Origin of the sequence: Streptomyces sp. KM273126, from assembly GCF_004337435.2 — a bacterium.
Taxonomy (GTDB): domain Bacteria; phylum Actinomycetota; class Actinomycetes; order Streptomycetales; family Streptomycetaceae; genus Streptomyces; species Streptomyces acidicola.
Window position 1 is genome coordinate 641,614 of the sequence record NZ_SJXB02000001.1, and the last position, 15,670, is coordinate 657,283.

The following is a 15,670-nucleotide window of genomic DNA, read 5'->3' on the forward strand; positions in this document are numbered from 1 at the left end:
CGTAAGTGAACTTTCCGTTTACCTTCCAGTTACCCGTCAGGGAAATTCGCGACGCGACAGAACACGCTTGACAGGCAGAGAACGCATATGCCAGGGTTCTTTGCGCCGACCCTCAGAGGGAAGGACAGTTTTAGGTGCCGTCAGAGGTACGCAGTGAACGAGAAAAGTCACCGCTCCACCCGCACGTCACCAAAGTTGTCATTCCGGTAGGAGGCCTCGGCACTCGCTTCCTTCCGGCCACCAAGGCCATTCCCAAGGAAATATTTCCGCTCATCGACAAGCCCGTCATCCAATACGTGGTGGAGGAAGCTGCCTCCGTCGGGCTGACGGACATCCTCATGGTCACCAGCCGTAACAAACGGCCGCTGGAAGACCATTTCGACCACAACGTCGAAATCGAAGAAGCGCTGTCCCGCAAAGGCGACGAGACGCATCTGGACCAGGTGCGCGAGTCCAGCGACCTCGTGACGCTGCACTACGTCCGCCAGGGCACACCCAAAGGCCTCGGTCACGCACTCCTGTGCGCGGAATCGTATGTGGGGAACGAGCCGTTCGCCGTCCTCCTCGGCGACGACCTCATCGATCCCCGCGATCCCCTGCTCGCCCGCATGATCGCCGTACAGGAACGATTCGGCGGCAGCGTGGTCGCCCTCATGGAGGTCGATCCACGCGATATGCATCTGTACGGATGCGCAGCCGTCTCCCCCACCGACGAGGCCGATGTCGTACGCGTCACCGGCCTCGTGGAGAAGCCCGGTCCAGGCGAGGCACCCAGCGCCTGCGCCGTCATCGGCCGCTTCGTGCTCCACCCCGGCATTTTCGACGTGATCCGCGGCACCGGCCCGGGACGCGGCGGAGAGATCCAGCTCACCGACGCGCTGGACAGCCTCTCCCGAACCAGGGCGGCGCCCGTGCACGGAGTTCTCTTCTCCGGCCGCCGCTACGACACCGGCGACCGGGCCGACTACGTGCGCACCATCGTCCGCCTGGCCTGCGAACGCGACGATCTGGGGCCGGACTTCCGAGCATGGCTGGCCGCGTTCGTCTCGCACGACTTTCACGAGACAAGGTGAACTCAATGCCCTCTGGCTCCCCCCAGGAGAACCCGTTCCCCGACTCCTCCCACGGCGACGAGAGCGACGCACTCGCCCTGGCCCGGCTCGTGCTCGCCGGGGACGACCGGACCGTAGCGGCTCTCAGGCCGCGGGCCGGCGACGCGGACCCCGAGCGGTTACCGCTGCTGACCGGCGCGGAGGCCGTGGCGGCACTGCTCGCCGACGCCGGCGTCCACAACGTCTTCGTCTACGCCGGAACCTCCGAACTCGCGCTCTGCGACGCGCTGCACCGCACCGAAGGCGTCCAGCTGTCCAACGGTCGCGGTGACAAGGAGTCCGCCTTCATGGCCGCGGGCGCCTCCCTGACACAACCGGGCCGGGGCGCCGCCCTGCTGCACGGCGCACGCGGGCTCACCAACGCCGCCGGAGCCGTGGCCGACGCCCGGCGCAACGAGGTGGGGGCCCTGTTCCTCGTCGGCCTTCCCTCCAGCGGCTCCGTCCGCTTCCTGCCGCCGCACGGCGAACACGGCCTGATCCACGGCATCGGCACGTTCGCCGACTGGTCGTGGCAGGCCCCACCCGTGCCCAAGACACCCGGCGAACGCCGGGCGTCGGCCGAGCGGTTCGTGGACCGGCTCCGGGCGAGCCTGGCCTTCTGCACCACACCGCCGTACCGGCCGGCGCTCTTCGGTATCCCCCAGGATGTCGCCGAAAGCCGCTGGATACCGCTCGACGCACTGCTCACGACCCCGCCCGCCACACCGGCCACCGATCTCCAACAGCCCGCCCTGGAAGCGCTGCTGAGCGAGCTGCGGCAGGCCCGGCGCCCGCTGTTCCTCCTCGACGACTACGCGCTGCACCACCCGGGGACACGCCCCGCGCTCGACCGGCTGAGCACCATGACCGGCGCGGCGGTGCTTCAGGTGCGGTACCGGCGGGGCCCGATGCTCTTCGAGCGGTTGCGCAGCGAGGAGGTCACGAACTTCGCCGGATGGCTCAACCCCTTCAGCGCGGCACACCGCGCCCTGCTCGCCGAGTGCGACCTCCTGGTGACGGTGGAGGACCGCAACATCTACGAACGAGTCGTCGGCCCCCTGCCCGACTGCCGGAAGGCGGCGGTCAACACCGACTCCGCCAAGGTCCTCAAGAACGAGTACCTGCGCGACGACGAGCCACTGGCCGTCGGCGAACCGGCCCTGATCCTGACGGAGTTGGCCGACCGGCTGAGCGCCGCCGGGGAGCCGGCGCCCGCGCCCTGGTTCCCGGCGCAGGCCCACGCCGAGCACATGGTGAGCCCCGAGCAGGCCACCGGCGAGGTCCAGGACGGACGCCGCGCCGTGGCCCGGGCGCTCGCCTCGACGCTCGCCTCCTGGGAGCGGCCCGCACTCGTCGACGACAGCCAGATGTTCGGCGGACTGCTCTCCGAGCACTACGACGACTTCCCGCGGGGGCTGCGGGTCTTCGGCGACCACGGAGCGTTCGTCGGCGGCGGGCTGGCGTACGCGACGGGCCTGGCCCTCGGGGACAAGGACGCCCGGGTGATGTGCACGCTGGGCGACCAGGCCTTCACCAACTCCTTCCAGGGGCTGGTGGCCGCCGTGCAGGACCAGGCCCAGGTGCTGTTCGTCGTGTGCAACAACGGGGAGTCCGTCTCGCTGAAGAAGCAGGGCGCCGCCTCGTACGGCGCCTCGGACCGTCCGTATCTCGCGAACGTCGGACACATGGCGTACCACCAGGTCGCCGAGGCCCTCGGAGTGCCCGCCCAGCAGGTGGTCGTCCCCGTCGGCGGCCCGCCCGCGGCGGTGCAGGCGGCGGTGTCCCTCCTGGCGACCGTGCTGGAGAAGAGCGCCGCCGTACCGGGACCCAGCCTGGTCGAGATCGTCCTGCCGTCCGATCCCGACGTGTGGAAGGGCATCTGGATCACCCAGGGCTTCGAGGAGGCCGCGCCGGCCGAGCGGGAGAACGCGTCGGCCGAGCGGGAGAACGTGGCGTGAGGGAGGGGCCGGCAACCCCTGCCGGGGGACCGGCGCCCCGGCTGCCGGGGACCGCGGGTCCGCAGCGGGCACGGATCGCCCTCAGCGTGGTGTTCTTCGTCAACGGGGCCCTGTTCGGCAACTGGGTGCTGCGCATCCCCGCCGTCAAGGACCACGTCGACGCGGGCACCGGCCCGCTCGGGCTGGCGCTGCTCGGCATCGCCGTGGGCGCCCTGCTGTCCAAGCAGGTCTCCGGCCAACTCGTTGCCCGGTACGGGAGCCGCCCCATCACCGTGCTCGGCATCACGCTGAGCTGTCTGGCCCTGATGCTCCCGGCGCTCGCCGGGAACATCGTCACCCTCGGGCTCGCCCTCATCGGCTTCGGCGCGGCGATGGGCATCGTGGACGTGGCGATGAACGCCCACGGCGTCGCCGTACAGGACCGTATGGGCCGTCCCGTGCTGTCCTCCCTGCACGGGGTGTACAGCATCGGCGGGCTGCTCGGCGCGCTGACCGGCGGGGCCGCCGAGGCCCGCGGACTGTCCCCGCTGGTGCACTTCGCTCTCGTCGCCGCGGTGCTGGGCGGTGCCGCCCTCGCCGTGTCGTCCTGGCTGCTGCCCGCGAGCAGCGATGTCGCCCCCGCGGCAGGGCCCGGGGCCGCCGAAGGCGGCTGGGCCAGGCTGCCCGCCGGGCGCAGGCTGCCGCTGGTGCTGCTGGGCTTCGTCGGCCTGTGCGGTATGGCCGGAGAGGGTGCCGTCGGCGACTGGGGCGCCATCTACCTGCGCGACGACCTCGGCACCAGCGCCGAGTTCGCCGCCGTGGGCTACTCCGCCTACTCCGTCGCCATGGCGGCCGGGCGCCTCCTCGGCGACCGGTTCCTGGCCCGCTGGGGCGACGTACGGGTGGTGACGTGGGCGGTGACGTTCGCGGGCTGCGGGTTCGCCGTCGGTCTGCTGGCCGGGCATCCGGCCGCGGCCGTCTGCGGGTTCGCGGCGCTGGGGACGGGACTGTCCGTCGTGGTGCCCGCGGTCTTCTCCATGGCCGGACGGATGGGCGCACCGGCCACCGGCCCGGCCATCACCGTCGTGTCCAGCATCGCCGGCACCGGCTTCCTGGCCGGGCCTCCGCTCATCGGCTTGCTCGCGGAGCTCACCGGACTGCCCGTGGCGCTCGGCGTGGTGAGCGTGCTCGCGCTGGGTGCCGCGGTCCTCCTGCGCTTCGCCACCTCGGGGCCCCGGGCAGCCACCGGGCCGCCGCCTGCCCGTGCCGCCGACCCGCTTCTCTGATCACCACCCGAGCCGACCGCTCCCCTGATCGCCACCCGAAAGGAACGCCTGTGGCTCAGCTCCGTCCCAGCGACCCGGAGGTCCTGGCGACCGCCGTCGTCGACAGCGTCGTGGTCGTCTCCGACCCCGACGCCCGCCGCTCCGGCCTCTTCTACTGGGAGATGGCCCGCCCGTGGACCGAAGCCGTCGTCGCCACGGTCAAGAAGGCCGAGAACGCCGAGATCCGTACGCTCGGCGAACGCCTCGCCGAGGACCCGGCCACCCCTGACCACTACCACCGGCTGCGCGCCGCCCTCCTCGACCAGGCCGACCTGCCCTCCACCGCTCCCCTGTTCGACGCCGCGTGGGAGGCGGAGTGCAACTCCCGCATCGGCTTCCACCTCGGCGGGCGGCACACCCGCGATGCCGAGCCGGTCTCCGTCGAGGAACTGCGCGCCCTGCCGCCCGGGCCCGCGCTGCCCCCCGGAGCCGACCCGGAGGTGCTGATCGTCGTACCGTTCCGGGACCGCGACACCGGCGGCGCCCGGCTGCGCAATCTGCTGGCCTGTCTGCTCGCCCTGCGCGACCAGTCCTTCCCCCGCGACCGCTACCAGGTCACCGTCGTCGAGTCCGACGACTCCCCGCGCTGGCGCGAGGCGATCACACCCTTCGCCGACCACTACCTGTTCGCCCCCAAGACCGGGATGTTCAACAAGTCCTGGGCGGTCAACGCGGGCGTGGTCAACACCCCCGGCCGCAACGAGGTGCTGTGCATCCTCGACGCCGACGTCCTCGCCGACCGGGACTTCGTCGCCCGCAACGCCGAACGCTTCCGTTCCCCCGGCGTCGGCGGCCATATGACGTACCGGAAGATGAGCTGCCTGGACGGCCCCACCACCGCCTGGGCCATCCGCGAGCGGCTCCAGCGCGGGAGCGCCGAGGCCGGCGCCGACGGGCTTCGCGCCTTCCAGTTACGCCGTCCACCGGGCTGCTGCCTGTGGGTGCGCACCGGGACCTTCCACCGCATCGGCGGCATGGACGAGCGGTACGAGGGGTGGGGCGGCGAGGACAACGACTTCGTCTACCGCTTCGACGTCGCCGCGCCCTTCTTCAACCACGACGACTGGATGCTGCACATGCAGCACCCTCCGGCGTCCCTCCTCAGGGACGACGGCGAACTCGTCAACGCCCACATCCCGCCGCTGAGCTGGCGCCCCGAGGGGCCCATCGGCCAACTGGACCGCTTCGCCACCGAGGCCTCCGACGCCTCGGTGGAATCCGCCACATCCGCCGAACCCGCCCCCGGGAGCTGACGATGCCGCCCTCTCCCGGATTCCAGAGCGAAGTCGTCGTCATCACCGGCCTGTCCGGGGCCGGACGCAGCCTCTCCGCCGACCACCTGGAAGACCTCGGCTGGTTCGCCATCGACAACCTGCCGCCCAAGCTGGTGCCCAAGGTGGTCGAACTGGCCCAGGCCCCGAAGTCGTCCTTCACCCGGGTGGCCCTGGCCGTCGGCACCGGGCACCACCAGGACGAGGTACTGCCCATGCTGGCCTGGCTGCGGTCGTCCGGGGCCAGGGTGCGCGTGCTGTTCCTGGAAGCGGCCACCGACGTCCTCGTACGACGCTTCGACCACACCCGTCGCCGCCACCCCCTGGCCGACGGCGACGAACAGCACCTGGTCTCCGCCATCGACCAGGAGCGCGAACTGCTCGCTCCGGTGCGCAACGAGGCCGACATGGTGCTCGACACCAGCGCGCTGAACGTCCACGAGCTGCGGCGCAGGCTCGGCACACTCTTCGCGGACGCGGGGACCGGCCAGGGCGTGCAGATGACCGTGCTCTCCTTCGGCTACAAGCACGGCCTGCCGCTGGACGCCGACATCGTCTTCGACTGCCGGTTCCTGCCCAACCCGCACTACGTCGAGGAACTGCGCCCGCTGACCGGGCTCCACCCGCCGGTCAGTGAGTACGTCCTCGCCCAGAGCACCGCCCAGTCGTTCCTCCAGGACGCCGAACGGATGCTCGGCCGGCTGCTGCCCGCCTACATCGACGAGGGCAGGGCGTACCTGACCGTCGCCCTCGGATGCACCGGCGGTCAGCACCGCTCGGTGGCCATGGCCGAGCAACTGGCCGTCGTCCTGCGCCCGCTGGGCGTCACCCCGGGCGTCCTCCACCGGGATGTCCACAAGTGAGCGCCCGGGAACACCGTCCCCGTGTCGTGGCCATGGGCGGCGGGCGCGGCCTCACCGCCACGCTCCGGGCCGCCCGCCGGTACGCCTCCCACACCACCGCCATCGTCGCCACCGCCGACGACAGCGGCTCCACCGGACGGCTGCGCAGCGCGCTCAGCATCCCCGCCCCCGGTGATCTGCGCCGTTGTCTGACCGCGCTCGCGGGCGCCGAGGACGAACCGCTGGGCCAGGCACTGGAGTACCGCTTCAGCGGCACCGACGTGGAGGGCCACGCCCTCGGCAACCTGCTGCTGGCCGGGCTCACCGCCGTCACGGGCGACTTCCTGGCCGCCACCGACCGCACCGCGGCCCTGCTGGGCCTGGACCCGGACCAGGGCCAGGTGGTCCCGGCGACGGTCGAGCCGGTCGACCTGAGCGCCGTTACCTCCGACGGCACCCGGGTGACGGGGCAGTACGCCATCTCGAAGACGGCCGGCATCCGCCGCGTCGAGCTCAGCCCTCCCGGAGTCAAACCACCCGACGGCCTCGCCCGGACGATCCACGACGCGGACCAGGTGGTACTGGGTCCCGGCTCCGTCTACACCTCCCTCCTCGCCGCCGCTCTCGTCGACGACCTCCACGCCGCCCTCGCCGCGACCCGCGCCCAACTCGTCTACGTCTGCAACCTGGAGCCCGAGGTGGCCGAGACCCAGGGATACGACGTCGCCGCACACGTCGACGCGCTGTGCGCCCACGGCGTCGAACCCGACCTGGTGCTGGTGCACGACGGCGGCCCCCTGTCCACCGGGAACGTCGGCGTCCCCGTCGTCCGCGCCGACCTCGTCCGCTCCGATCCCCAGTACGGCACGGCTCACGACAGCGTCAAGCTGGCCGCCGCGCTCGCGACGGTCCTCTCGTAGCTCCCGTAGCTCCCGTCCTCACGTAGCTCCCGTCCCTCGTGTAGCTCCCGGAGGTATCCACATGGCGTTCTTCACCCTGGCCTGCGCCTTCCACGACACCGAACGGCTCATCGACAAGACACTGCCGCTGGCGATCCGTTCCCTCACCCACCCCACCCGCCACGACTTCGAGGTGGTGCTGGTCGCGGAACGCTCGTCCGACGAGGCCGTCGCCCGGCTGCTGCCCCGGCTGGCCGAACTCGGCGTGGACGAACTGCGGTTCCGCCGCACCCACCGGCACGCCTTCTCCGGCGCCCCGTCGAACAACTTCCACGGCAACCACTTCACGACCACCAGCCCGTACCTGATCACGTTCACCGACGACACGTTCATCTACAAGACGGACGAGAGCTTCGACGTGCTGGACGCCACCGCGCGGATCTTCGAGCAGAACCCGGAAGTCGTCCTCGTCAGCAAGGTGGACGACCACGAGGAGTGGGACTGGCCGCTCACGGACGTCGGGCCGGAGATCGAGCCGGGGGTCCGTTCCGTCAACCGGGTGGTGGACCAGCTCATCGCCTACGACACCGCCCGCTTCGCCCCCGTGGCGCGGCGGCTCGGCGCCTTCGACCGGGACACCTTCGTCAGCCACGAGGGGTTCGAGTACCAGTGGGAGAACCTCGCGAGCCACGTCGGCACCTCCGGCGAACGCAAGATCGCCTACCCGGAACGGTGGCCACTGCGGGTCCGCCACAGCGACCTGCGCAACCAGCCGGGTTCCATGCACGGCACCCAGGACGAGGACGTGAAGCTCAAGTGCTTCGAACGGCTCTGGGAGAGCCACGGCCTCACCAAGTGAGGTGATCCGTGCGGCTTACCCCTTCGCGGTGCTGCGCGCCCGCTCCTGCCTGAAACTCGTCAACCTAAGGAGTTGTGACAAACCATGTCCCCTCAGACCATGTTCCTCGGCGCCGCCCTGACTGTGCCGCTCGTGCTCATGGCCGGTCCGGCCACCGCCGCCTCCTCCGGGGCCGATGTCAGGGCCGATGTCAGGAGCGCCACGGAGTGCCCCTCCGGCGGCTCGTTATGCCTCTACAGCGGTACGAGCTTCGCGGGCGAGCTGTTCACGGTCGCCTCGGCCGGCTCGGGCGGCGTCTGCGTCAGCCTGGTGGACCACGGCTGGGGCCAGCGCGCACACTCGGCGATCAACACCCACAGCAGCAATGCGGCCATGTTCCAGAGCGACGACTGCCTCGGCCAGCCCTACGCACTGCCCGGCAACTCCAGCCTGGGCGACTTCGGTTCCTTCACTCCGCAGAGCGTCTGGGTGCCGGCCGGCTGACCAACTTCTCCCTCCTTCCCGGGAACTTCTCACTCCACGCGCACGACAACCTGATTACGGCGGTTCGGTCCGCGCCCCGGCTCAACGGGCGCGGACCGCACGGCTGTTGTCCGCAAGGCCCCACAGAAACACGGAGTGTCCAGTGCCCCTGTCCGACCAGCCCCAGACCGGCCGCTCCACCACGGCGATGGCGGTGTCCCTCGCCGCAGTGCTGCTGGGTTCCTTCGCCCTCACCGCCTGTGGCGGCGACACGAGTGACTCGGGGGCGGGTGACTCGAAGGCCTCCTCGGAGAAGAACTCGGAGAAGGACTCGGGGAAGGACGACGAGATGGCGATGGACGACATGGAGGGCATGGACATGGGGGATCCCGACGCCACGCCCGCGAACGAGATCAAGGGTGCGGACCTGGAGGAGGGCACGTTCGTCGTGCTCGACACCGCTCCCCCGGACTCCGACGGCGTCAAGGGCACCGCCTGGCTGGCCCAGCACGACGACGGCACCACCGTCACGGTGATGCTCAGCGGCCTCGAACCGGGCACCGATTACATGTCCCATCTGCACGCCCAGAGTTGCGCGAAGGACAACGGGGGCGACCACTTCCAGTTCAAGAAGGGCGGCCCGACCACCCCGCCCAACGAGGTCCATCTCGCCTTCACCGCTGGTGACGACGGCAAGGCGATGATGACGGTGAACAACGACGCCAAGGTGGGCAACGGTGCCAGGGCGATCGTGGTGCACCCCGCCAAGGCGATGGACAACAAGCTCGCATGCGCCGGCTTCTGATCACCCTGCTGGTGGTGTGCGCGGGAGCACTCTCGACTCCCTCCCCCGCCCTCGCGCACACCACCCTGCTCCGCGGCTCCCCAGGCCCCGGTGACTCGGTGGCCCCCGGCCTGAAGGCAATGGCGCTCACCTTCGGCCCACTGCTGGAACCCGCGCCCGACGCGGTCGGGATCACGGGCCCGAGCGGCACGGAGGTCGCGTCCGGTGCCCCCGTGGTGGTGTCCGACGGCGGTGACGGCGGTGACCGCGACGGGAACGACACACTGTGTCTCGCGGTCGACGCGCTGGACGAGCCGGGAACGTACACCGTGTCCTACTCCCTGCGCAGCGCGGACGGCGACCCGTTGGAGAGCGCGTTCCAGTTCGGGGTGGACGAGTCGGCGGACGCCACGACCGCAGCGCCGGAGTGCTCCCGGAAGACCCTCCCGGACCCGGGCACCGCCTCGGAAACAGCCGGAACGCAGGAACAAGGGCAGGAACAAGCGGAGGCACAGGCACAGGGACAGACAGAGAGCGCGGACACCGGCGCCGTTTCGGGGCTGTCCGGTACACAGTGGGCGATCGTGGGTGGCGGAGCGGGAGCGGCGCTACTGTTCGCGGCGTTCATGCTGCTGGCGGAAGGCCGCAGTGGAATCCCGCCGCGCAGGCACGAGCACTGATCACCGACTTGGGCACTGCTGTTGCACACGCGCACGGCCGACGACCTCATTCGCCGAGCCCCAGGTGCGCGAAGACGACGTCCCGTACCCGGAGCACGGCGTCGGGGTCGATCGCGGCGAGGACCGGGACGGCGTGGTGCCAGCCGTCCGGGGTGAGGGCGTCCGCCAGGAGGGCTCTCGCGCGGAGGAGGTCCGGGCCGGACGCGGGGGGATGCAGCAGTGCGGCAAGGCTCTGGACTGTCGCGGGTTCGACCCAGGGGTCGGCGCTCCCCCGGGCGACCATGGGGACGTCAGTCGCACAGGCGACGTACGCGGCAAGGTGAGCGAGAGTCTCGGAGCGTCCCTCTTCCGTCGTCATGTGCTGAGCGATGTCCCTGGCCGCTTCGAGGTCGCCGAGCACGGCGTACGCGACAGCCGCAGCGGTCTCCGGACGGGGTACGCCCCCTTCGTCCTGCCACACCGTTCGTCGATCAAGGAAGTGACGAGCGGCGGCCATGTCACCGGTGGCGATCAGCAGGCAGACCAACACCGCCTGATCCTCCGTACGGTCCACGGAGTGATCCGTGTACGCGACGTACAGAAGCTCCGCGATGCGGGCGCTGCGCTCACCATCGTGAGGGCCCACGGCGGCGAGGAGCCTCGCGAACCCGCCCACGGCATCGGCGCGCAGTTCCGAGAGCTCGGCATCCACCCACCGGCCCGTCAGGTCCGGATCATGCGGCCACAGGACCGGCGCGGCCGCCACGCGGAGGCGGTGGCGGTCGTACCTGTCCCACGCGGCCGAGAACTGTTCGACGACCGCGACGGCCCGGTCCGGGGCGCCCGCGCGGGCCAATGCCCGGACCGCGAGTGTCATGCTTTCGGGGCCCGCAAGAAGGTCGTCGACCAACGCGTCCCCGATGACCTGCTCCGCGAGACGCAGCGCGCGTTGGGGGTCCTTGGGCGCGGTCGCCAAGGCCACGACGGCGCACCCGAGGACCCGTGTGTCGTCCTCATGGATCGTCCCGAGGAGACGCTCGGCCGCATCGGGGATGCCCGCCGTGGCGAGCGCACCGGCGAGGGCGGTGAGGCGTTCGTGCTGCTCGACGTGGACGACCCCCCCGCCCGTCGAGTGGTGCCCACGCTCGGCTTGATGGAGGAGCCGTAGTGACCGGTCCGGGTCGTCGTCGGCGAAGTGGACAGCGAGCGCGGCGAGGGCTTCCGCAGCCGGCCACCGGGAGTCGGCGGCCCGAGGACTGGAAGCCGAACCGGTCAGCAGAACGTTCTCCAGGTCACCGGCGGCTCCGGCTTCCGCCAGCAGCCCGGCAACGCGGGCCACGGCCGGGACGGACAAGGCGAAGCCTTCTGCGTAGCTCGCCTCAAGAGCTCCCCACGCTTCGGCGGCCCGGCCTTCGCGGGCGTGTCCTTCGGCGATCGTCTGCCATGCCAGCGACCACTGGTCCCCTTGATACGCGACTGAAGGAATGTACGTCATCCTCAGGGTGCCCACGAGCTGCTGGGCGTCGTCGATCCGGTCCGTCGCGACGAGCGCGCACACGGCTCCGTACCCTTCACGCGAGTGGGCCATGGTCTCCGGGTGGCGCTGGAGCCTGTTGACGTGCGTCAGAGCGAGCGGCGCCAGACGCTCTGCCGCCCGGGGCCGGACCTGGCGGAGGATGTTCATGGCAACGGCGGGGATGTTCTCGGGGGCGTCCGCGTGACGGTGAGCGAGCGTGACCACGAGGTCGTAGAGCCGTGCCGCACGGTCGGGGTCGATGCCGACTGCCGCTGCCTCAGCGATGATCGCCAGGAGCCGGAGTTGTGCCGGCAGGAACTCGACCTGCCGAGCGGATTCCTCGGCCCGGTTCAGCAGATCTGCGGCGAGCGACGGATCCTGGTGGAGGTGCTGTTGGAGCTTGGCGTTCCTGACGTACGACTCGACGAGTGCTCTCATGCTCAACTCATCGAACGGCCAGCCGTGTTCGTTCAGCCGGGCCAGGGTCTCGTCCGTCAGGCGCAGTTCGTTCAGCCGGAGCAGTGCCTCGCTCTGCCTGCCCGTGGCTGCCAGAACGGCGGCCAACGTGCCGTGTGCCGCGAGAGCATGTGACTCGCCGTGGATCCGCCGCATCTCCCCCACCACCGTCGCCTCGATCAGGCGCAGCGCCTCCTCCGCCAGCCCCACCGCGCGCCGGTCGCCCGTCGCGGCCAGGACGTTCGCCACCCCCGCCAGCGCCCGGGCACGGTCCACCGGCCAGAAGACGCTGCGAGCGAGTCCGATGGACTGACGCGTGCGGCCCAGACGGGCGTGGGCCGCGGGAATGTCCGGATGCAGAGACTCATTGCGCCAGGCAACGAAATCCGCTGCGGCCGCGAGTGCCGCCAACGCGCTCAGGTCGTCGGGTGCCGCGCTGCGAACGACCTGCCGGGCCGCCGCGATCTCCGCGAGGCACGCGGCATCGCTGCCGGTCATGTCGCGCAGCAGGTCCCGTCGCCGGGTGTCTGTCGCAAGCGCGGTCGCTCGGTGCGTGTCGCGGAGAAGCGTGACCAGACGCCCGTACGGCTGGAGCAGGTACGGCGGCGTGTTCTCCGGCCAGCCCCGGCTCGCGTACGACTCCCCCCACGCGTGCAGCCGCTCCACATACACGTCCACTTCCGGCCCCAACGCGTCCTGGGCGGCCGCGAGAAGTGTCTCGTGGGCGAAGAGGTAGCCGCGGCTGCTCATGTAGAGGGACACGTCGACGTCGGAGGAAGAGCTCTCGAAACCTCCGCCGCGCAACCTCAGGATGCGCCCGAAGGCGCTGCGGAGGCGCCTGTTGAGCTCGTACGGCGGCTCACCCGTGAGTTCACGCAGGTCCTCAACCGTGAGTGTGCCGCGGGCGGCGGTGAGCAGGCCGACGAGGTCCCGTTGCAGCCGGTCCCCGGAGAGAGCGTGTTCGAGGTCGAACCTGGCCTCGAACTCGGTGTGCCGGGCCGCCGCCGTGGCGGAGAGCTTCACGACCCGGCAGTGGCGCAGGGGGTGCGCGCCGCCGACGTCGGGCGGGAGCCCGGGGCTCGGGCGGCTGGTGACCAGGACGCGGACGTTCGGCGGGAGCTTGGCCGGCAGCAGCGAGGCGATGCTCGCGCCGTTTCCGCCCACCACCCGGGACTGGTCCTCGTCGAGTCCGTCCACCACGAGGAGCAGCGTGCCTCCGTCCGTCGCGACGCGTTCGGCCGCCTCGCGCAGGAGCAGTCTGCGCTCCCCGTCGCGGGCCGTCGGTGAACTGTTGCCGGTCGGTTCGCGGCCGGCGATCGCGGCGAGCTGGTCGATGACCGCGCCGGTGTACGCGTTGGTGTCCGACTGACTCGCGTAGCGCGCGGTGATGAAGAACCAGACCGGGACGACACCGCGGGGCGGACGCAGGGCGAAGGACGCGGCGAGCGCCGTCTTGCCGGCCCAGGGCGGTCCTTGCAGCCAGAGGTACTGTTCCGCCCCGCCGCAGAACGCCACGAGGTCGGTGAACTCATCGTTTCTGTCCTGGAGTTCCTCGGGCGCGATATCGGCGAGCTGGGCCCGGTAGACCTCCTGGATCAGGTCGAGCCCGGTGGCGGGTACGGCGTCGGTCAGCGCGGTGGGCCTCAGCCCACGGCCCAGGAGATGTTCCAGAGCGGCCAGTTCCGTCACATCCAGAACCTCGGCCCAGCGGTCCACCCGGCTCGCAGCGATACGCCCGGTTCCATCGGACCGGTGATGACGGGTAACAACCCCGACAACACAGCCGTTACTGAAGACCGCCGCGCCGGACATCCCTTCCCAGGCGTCGCGTTCGGGGTCCGGGTCGTCCCCTGGAGGCGATGCGATCTTGAGGTCGAGGGTGCCTTCGCGCCGGTTGGAGAGGACCGCGCAGGTCGCGTCCACGTGCTCCGCGTCCCGGAAACGCGAACCGTCCTCGTCCCTGCGGAGCTTGAAGCGGGGGAAACCCAGCGCGGTACAGCGCAGGACCGCGTCCTGCTCACCGATCCGGCCGAACCGTACGGGAGGGACGTCGACGTCCCCGGGGTCCTCCTCCGCCAGCGTCAGCACGGCGACATCGCCCCCCGCGTGCCGCCACTCCACGGCCGCCTCGACCACCCGCTCCCCCGGCCGGTCGGCCTCGAACCGGACCCGAACGACCTCCGCGCCCTCGACGACGTGCGCAGCAGTCAGGACCCTGCCCGACGAAACGAGATAACCCGACCCGCGCCGCCCCGAGCACCCACCCGCCGGACCGACGATGACCTCGGCGACACGCTCGGCCTTCAGCCCCCGGTCAGCGCTCGCCGTCAACCTCGCCGCCCGAGATCAACACCGGCCGCACCCCGCCCCCGTCATTCCCACCGGGCTCCACGACCTTCGGGGTGAGGGAGACCGTGATCCGCTGCGTCTGCGCCTGCGCGTACTTGCCGTTCGCCCCGACATCCACGACCCACAGCCGCACCTTGGAGTCGGCCCCCGCCTCACGGCTGACAGCAACGGTCGCCTCGACCTCCACGGGCCCGAGCTCGAACCGCACGGCCTCGCCCTCTCCGTCGGCCATGGCAACGGTCAGCTGCTGCCGCAACTCACGGATCATGTCCGACAGTTCGATCACGCTTCCCCCCTCGCACCACGGTGCTCAGAGGGTACATGTCAGTACGTCCCCTCTGGTCCCGAGCGTCGGCCGCGCCCTGCTGAAGCGTCGTCTCGGCGAACACGTCGTCGAGACCCGAGAGACAGGTGTCAGCCAAGACCGTGCGACGGTGTCTCGCTCCAGCCGAAAGGTTGCCGAATCCAGGTCTCGACATCACCGGATATAATTCATGCCACAATCGATATCTTGAGAGGTAGCTCTATGAGTCGCACAGTAATCGATCTCGACGACGACCTGCTCACCGCCGTCGCCCAGGCCCTCGGTACGAGCACCAAGAAGGACACCGTCAACACCGCTCTGCGTGAGGTGCTGGAGAACCGGCGGCGGGCGCTGGCCCTCACTCGCCTGCGTGCCGCAGCCGACGAAGGCGCCTTCGATCTCGACTTCTTCGAGGACAAGAGGAACTACCGGCGGTGAACGCGGCTCAGTACCTGATCGACACCAGCGCGCTCGCCCGGTTCCTGCGCGGCGACGCGGAACAGTACGGGTGGGACCAGGCCGCGGCAGCCGGACTCATCGCGACCTGTCCCATCACCGAGCTTGAGTTCTTCTACAGTGCACGGTCCACCGATGATCGCGCCAAAGGGGTCGAAAATCTGCGGCTGATCTTCGGGTGGGTACCCGTCGATGATCGTGCCTACGACCGCGCCTGGCAGGTCCAGGAGGCCCTGACCAGGCGTGGGCAGCACCGGAGCGCCGGCCCCGTGGACCTCGTCGTCGCAGCGACCGCAGAGCTCCAAGGACTCACCCTCCTGCACCGCGACCGCGACTTCGAGTGCATCGCCACCGTGACCGGCCAAGCCCTCCAGTGGTACGGCCCCGAGGCCGGCAAGTGATCCTCGCGGTCAGCGCGTTTCCCGCACGACTGCCGCCTCCCAGGCGCGACAGTCGCCGA

14 protein-coding genes are annotated in these 15,670 nt (G+C 70.6%); 12 read left to right on the forward strand and 2 right to left on the reverse strand.

Features of this window, described 5'->3' with window-relative positions; translation table 11 throughout:
• The first annotated feature begins 134 nt into the window (after positions 1-134).
• The 10 genes from E0500_RS02690 (at position 135) to E0500_RS02735 (ending at position 10,150) form a co-directional block, all read left to right on the forward strand.
• Entirely contained in the window at positions 135-1,073 is a 939-nt protein-coding gene (locus E0500_RS02690) for a UTP--glucose-1-phosphate uridylyltransferase (RefSeq protein ID WP_131562401.1), read from the forward strand.
• A 5-nt stretch (positions 1,074-1,078) separates the two neighbouring features.
• Positions 1,079-3,049: a thiamine pyrophosphate-binding protein gene (locus E0500_RS02695; RefSeq protein WP_165934955.1), complete on the forward strand. Its 1,971-nt coding sequence runs from the start codon at positions 1,079-1,081 to the stop codon at positions 3,047-3,049.
• A complete protein-coding gene (locus E0500_RS02700) occupies positions 3,046-4,314 on the forward strand; it encodes an MFS transporter (protein ID WP_220140432.1) in 1,269 nt (422 codons plus the stop codon). Before E0500_RS02695 ends, E0500_RS02700 begins: the two co-directional genes overlap by 4 nt.
• 50 nt (positions 4,315-4,364) lie before the next feature.
• Complete coding sequence (locus tag E0500_RS02705; RefSeq protein WP_131562405.1) at positions 4,365-5,606, forward strand: glycosyltransferase family 2 protein; 1,242 nt, start codon at positions 4,365-4,367, stop codon at positions 5,604-5,606.
• A 2-nt stretch (positions 5,607-5,608) separates the two neighbouring features.
• On the forward strand, positions 5,609-6,487 hold the full coding sequence (gene rapZ / locus E0500_RS02710; protein ID WP_131562407.1) for an RNase adapter RapZ: 879 nt from the start codon (positions 5,609-5,611) through the stop codon (positions 6,485-6,487).
• On the forward strand, positions 6,484-7,386 hold the full coding sequence (yvcK, locus tag E0500_RS02715) for a uridine diphosphate-N-acetylglucosamine-binding protein YvcK (RefSeq protein WP_165934956.1): 903 nt from the start codon (positions 6,484-6,486) through the stop codon (positions 7,384-7,386). Before rapZ ends, yvcK begins: the two co-directional genes overlap by 4 nt.
• Before the next feature lie 61 nt (positions 7,387-7,447).
• Entirely contained in the window at positions 7,448-8,224 is a 777-nt protein-coding gene (locus tag E0500_RS02720) for a hypothetical protein (RefSeq protein ID WP_131562412.1), read from the forward strand.
• A gap of 84 nt (positions 8,225-8,308) precedes the next feature.
• Entirely contained in the window at positions 8,309-8,707 is a 399-nt protein-coding gene (locus E0500_RS02725) for a peptidase inhibitor family I36 protein (RefSeq protein WP_131562414.1), read from the forward strand.
• A gap of 142 nt (positions 8,708-8,849) precedes the next feature.
• Positions 8,850-9,491: a superoxide dismutase family protein gene (locus E0500_RS02730; RefSeq protein ID WP_181586847.1), complete on the forward strand. Its 642-nt coding sequence runs from the start codon at positions 8,850-8,852 to the stop codon at positions 9,489-9,491.
• Positions 9,476-10,150, forward strand: a complete 675-nt coding sequence (locus E0500_RS02735; RefSeq protein ID WP_131562415.1) for a copper resistance protein CopC — start codon at positions 9,476-9,478, stop codon at positions 10,148-10,150. The genes E0500_RS02730 and E0500_RS02735 overlap by 16 nt, the downstream gene beginning before the upstream one ends.
• Positions 10,151-10,196: 46 nt before the next feature.
• Here E0500_RS02735 and E0500_RS02740 read toward each other — a convergent pair whose 3' ends face one another.
• Together E0500_RS02740 and E0500_RS02745 are read right to left on the reverse strand one after the other, a co-directional pair.
• Entirely contained in the window at positions 10,197-14,432 is a 4,236-nt protein-coding gene (locus tag E0500_RS02740; RefSeq protein WP_131562417.1) for a trypsin-like peptidase domain-containing protein, read from the reverse strand.
• A complete protein-coding gene (locus E0500_RS02745; RefSeq protein WP_131562419.1) occupies positions 14,416-14,736 on the reverse strand; it encodes a trypco2 family protein in 321 nt (106 codons plus the stop codon). The genes E0500_RS02740 and E0500_RS02745 overlap by 17 nt, the downstream gene beginning before the upstream one ends.
• 240 nt (positions 14,737-14,976) lie before the next feature.
• On the opposite strand from E0500_RS02745, the gene E0500_RS02750 reads away from it, so the two are divergent.
• Both E0500_RS02750 and E0500_RS02755 read left to right on the forward strand, forming a co-directional pair.
• Positions 14,977-15,192, forward strand: coding sequence for a type II toxin-antitoxin system VapB family antitoxin (locus E0500_RS02750; protein WP_131562421.1), 216 nt, complete (start codon positions 14,977-14,979; stop codon positions 15,190-15,192).
• The gene (locus E0500_RS02755; protein ID WP_131562423.1) at positions 15,189-15,611 is read left to right on the forward strand and encodes a PIN domain nuclease; all 423 of its coding nucleotides are present in this window, start codon (positions 15,189-15,191) and stop codon (positions 15,609-15,611) included. Before E0500_RS02750 ends, E0500_RS02755 begins: the two co-directional genes overlap by 4 nt.
• Positions 15,612-15,670: the final 59 nt, after the last annotated feature.

Coding starts and splice junctions, on each gene's coding strand:
- E0500_RS02695 (WP_165934955.1), top strand. CDS start 1,079: ATGCCCTCTGGCTCCCCCCAGGAGAACCCGTTCCCCGACTCCTCCCAC.
- rapZ (WP_131562407.1), top strand. CDS start 5,609: ATGCCGCCCTCTCCCGGATTCCAGAGCGAAGTCGTCGTCATCACCGGC.
- E0500_RS02720 (WP_131562412.1), top strand. CDS start 7,448: ATGGCGTTCTTCACCCTGGCCTGCGCCTTCCACGACACCGAACGGCTC.
- E0500_RS02725 (WP_131562414.1), top strand. CDS start 8,309: ATGTCCCCTCAGACCATGTTCCTCGGCGCCGCCCTGACTGTGCCGCTC.
- E0500_RS02735 (WP_131562415.1), top strand. CDS start 9,476: ATGCGCCGGCTTCTGATCACCCTGCTGGTGGTGTGCGCGGGAGCACTC.
- E0500_RS02750 (WP_131562421.1), top strand. CDS start 14,977: ATGAGTCGCACAGTAATCGATCTCGACGACGACCTGCTCACCGCCGTC.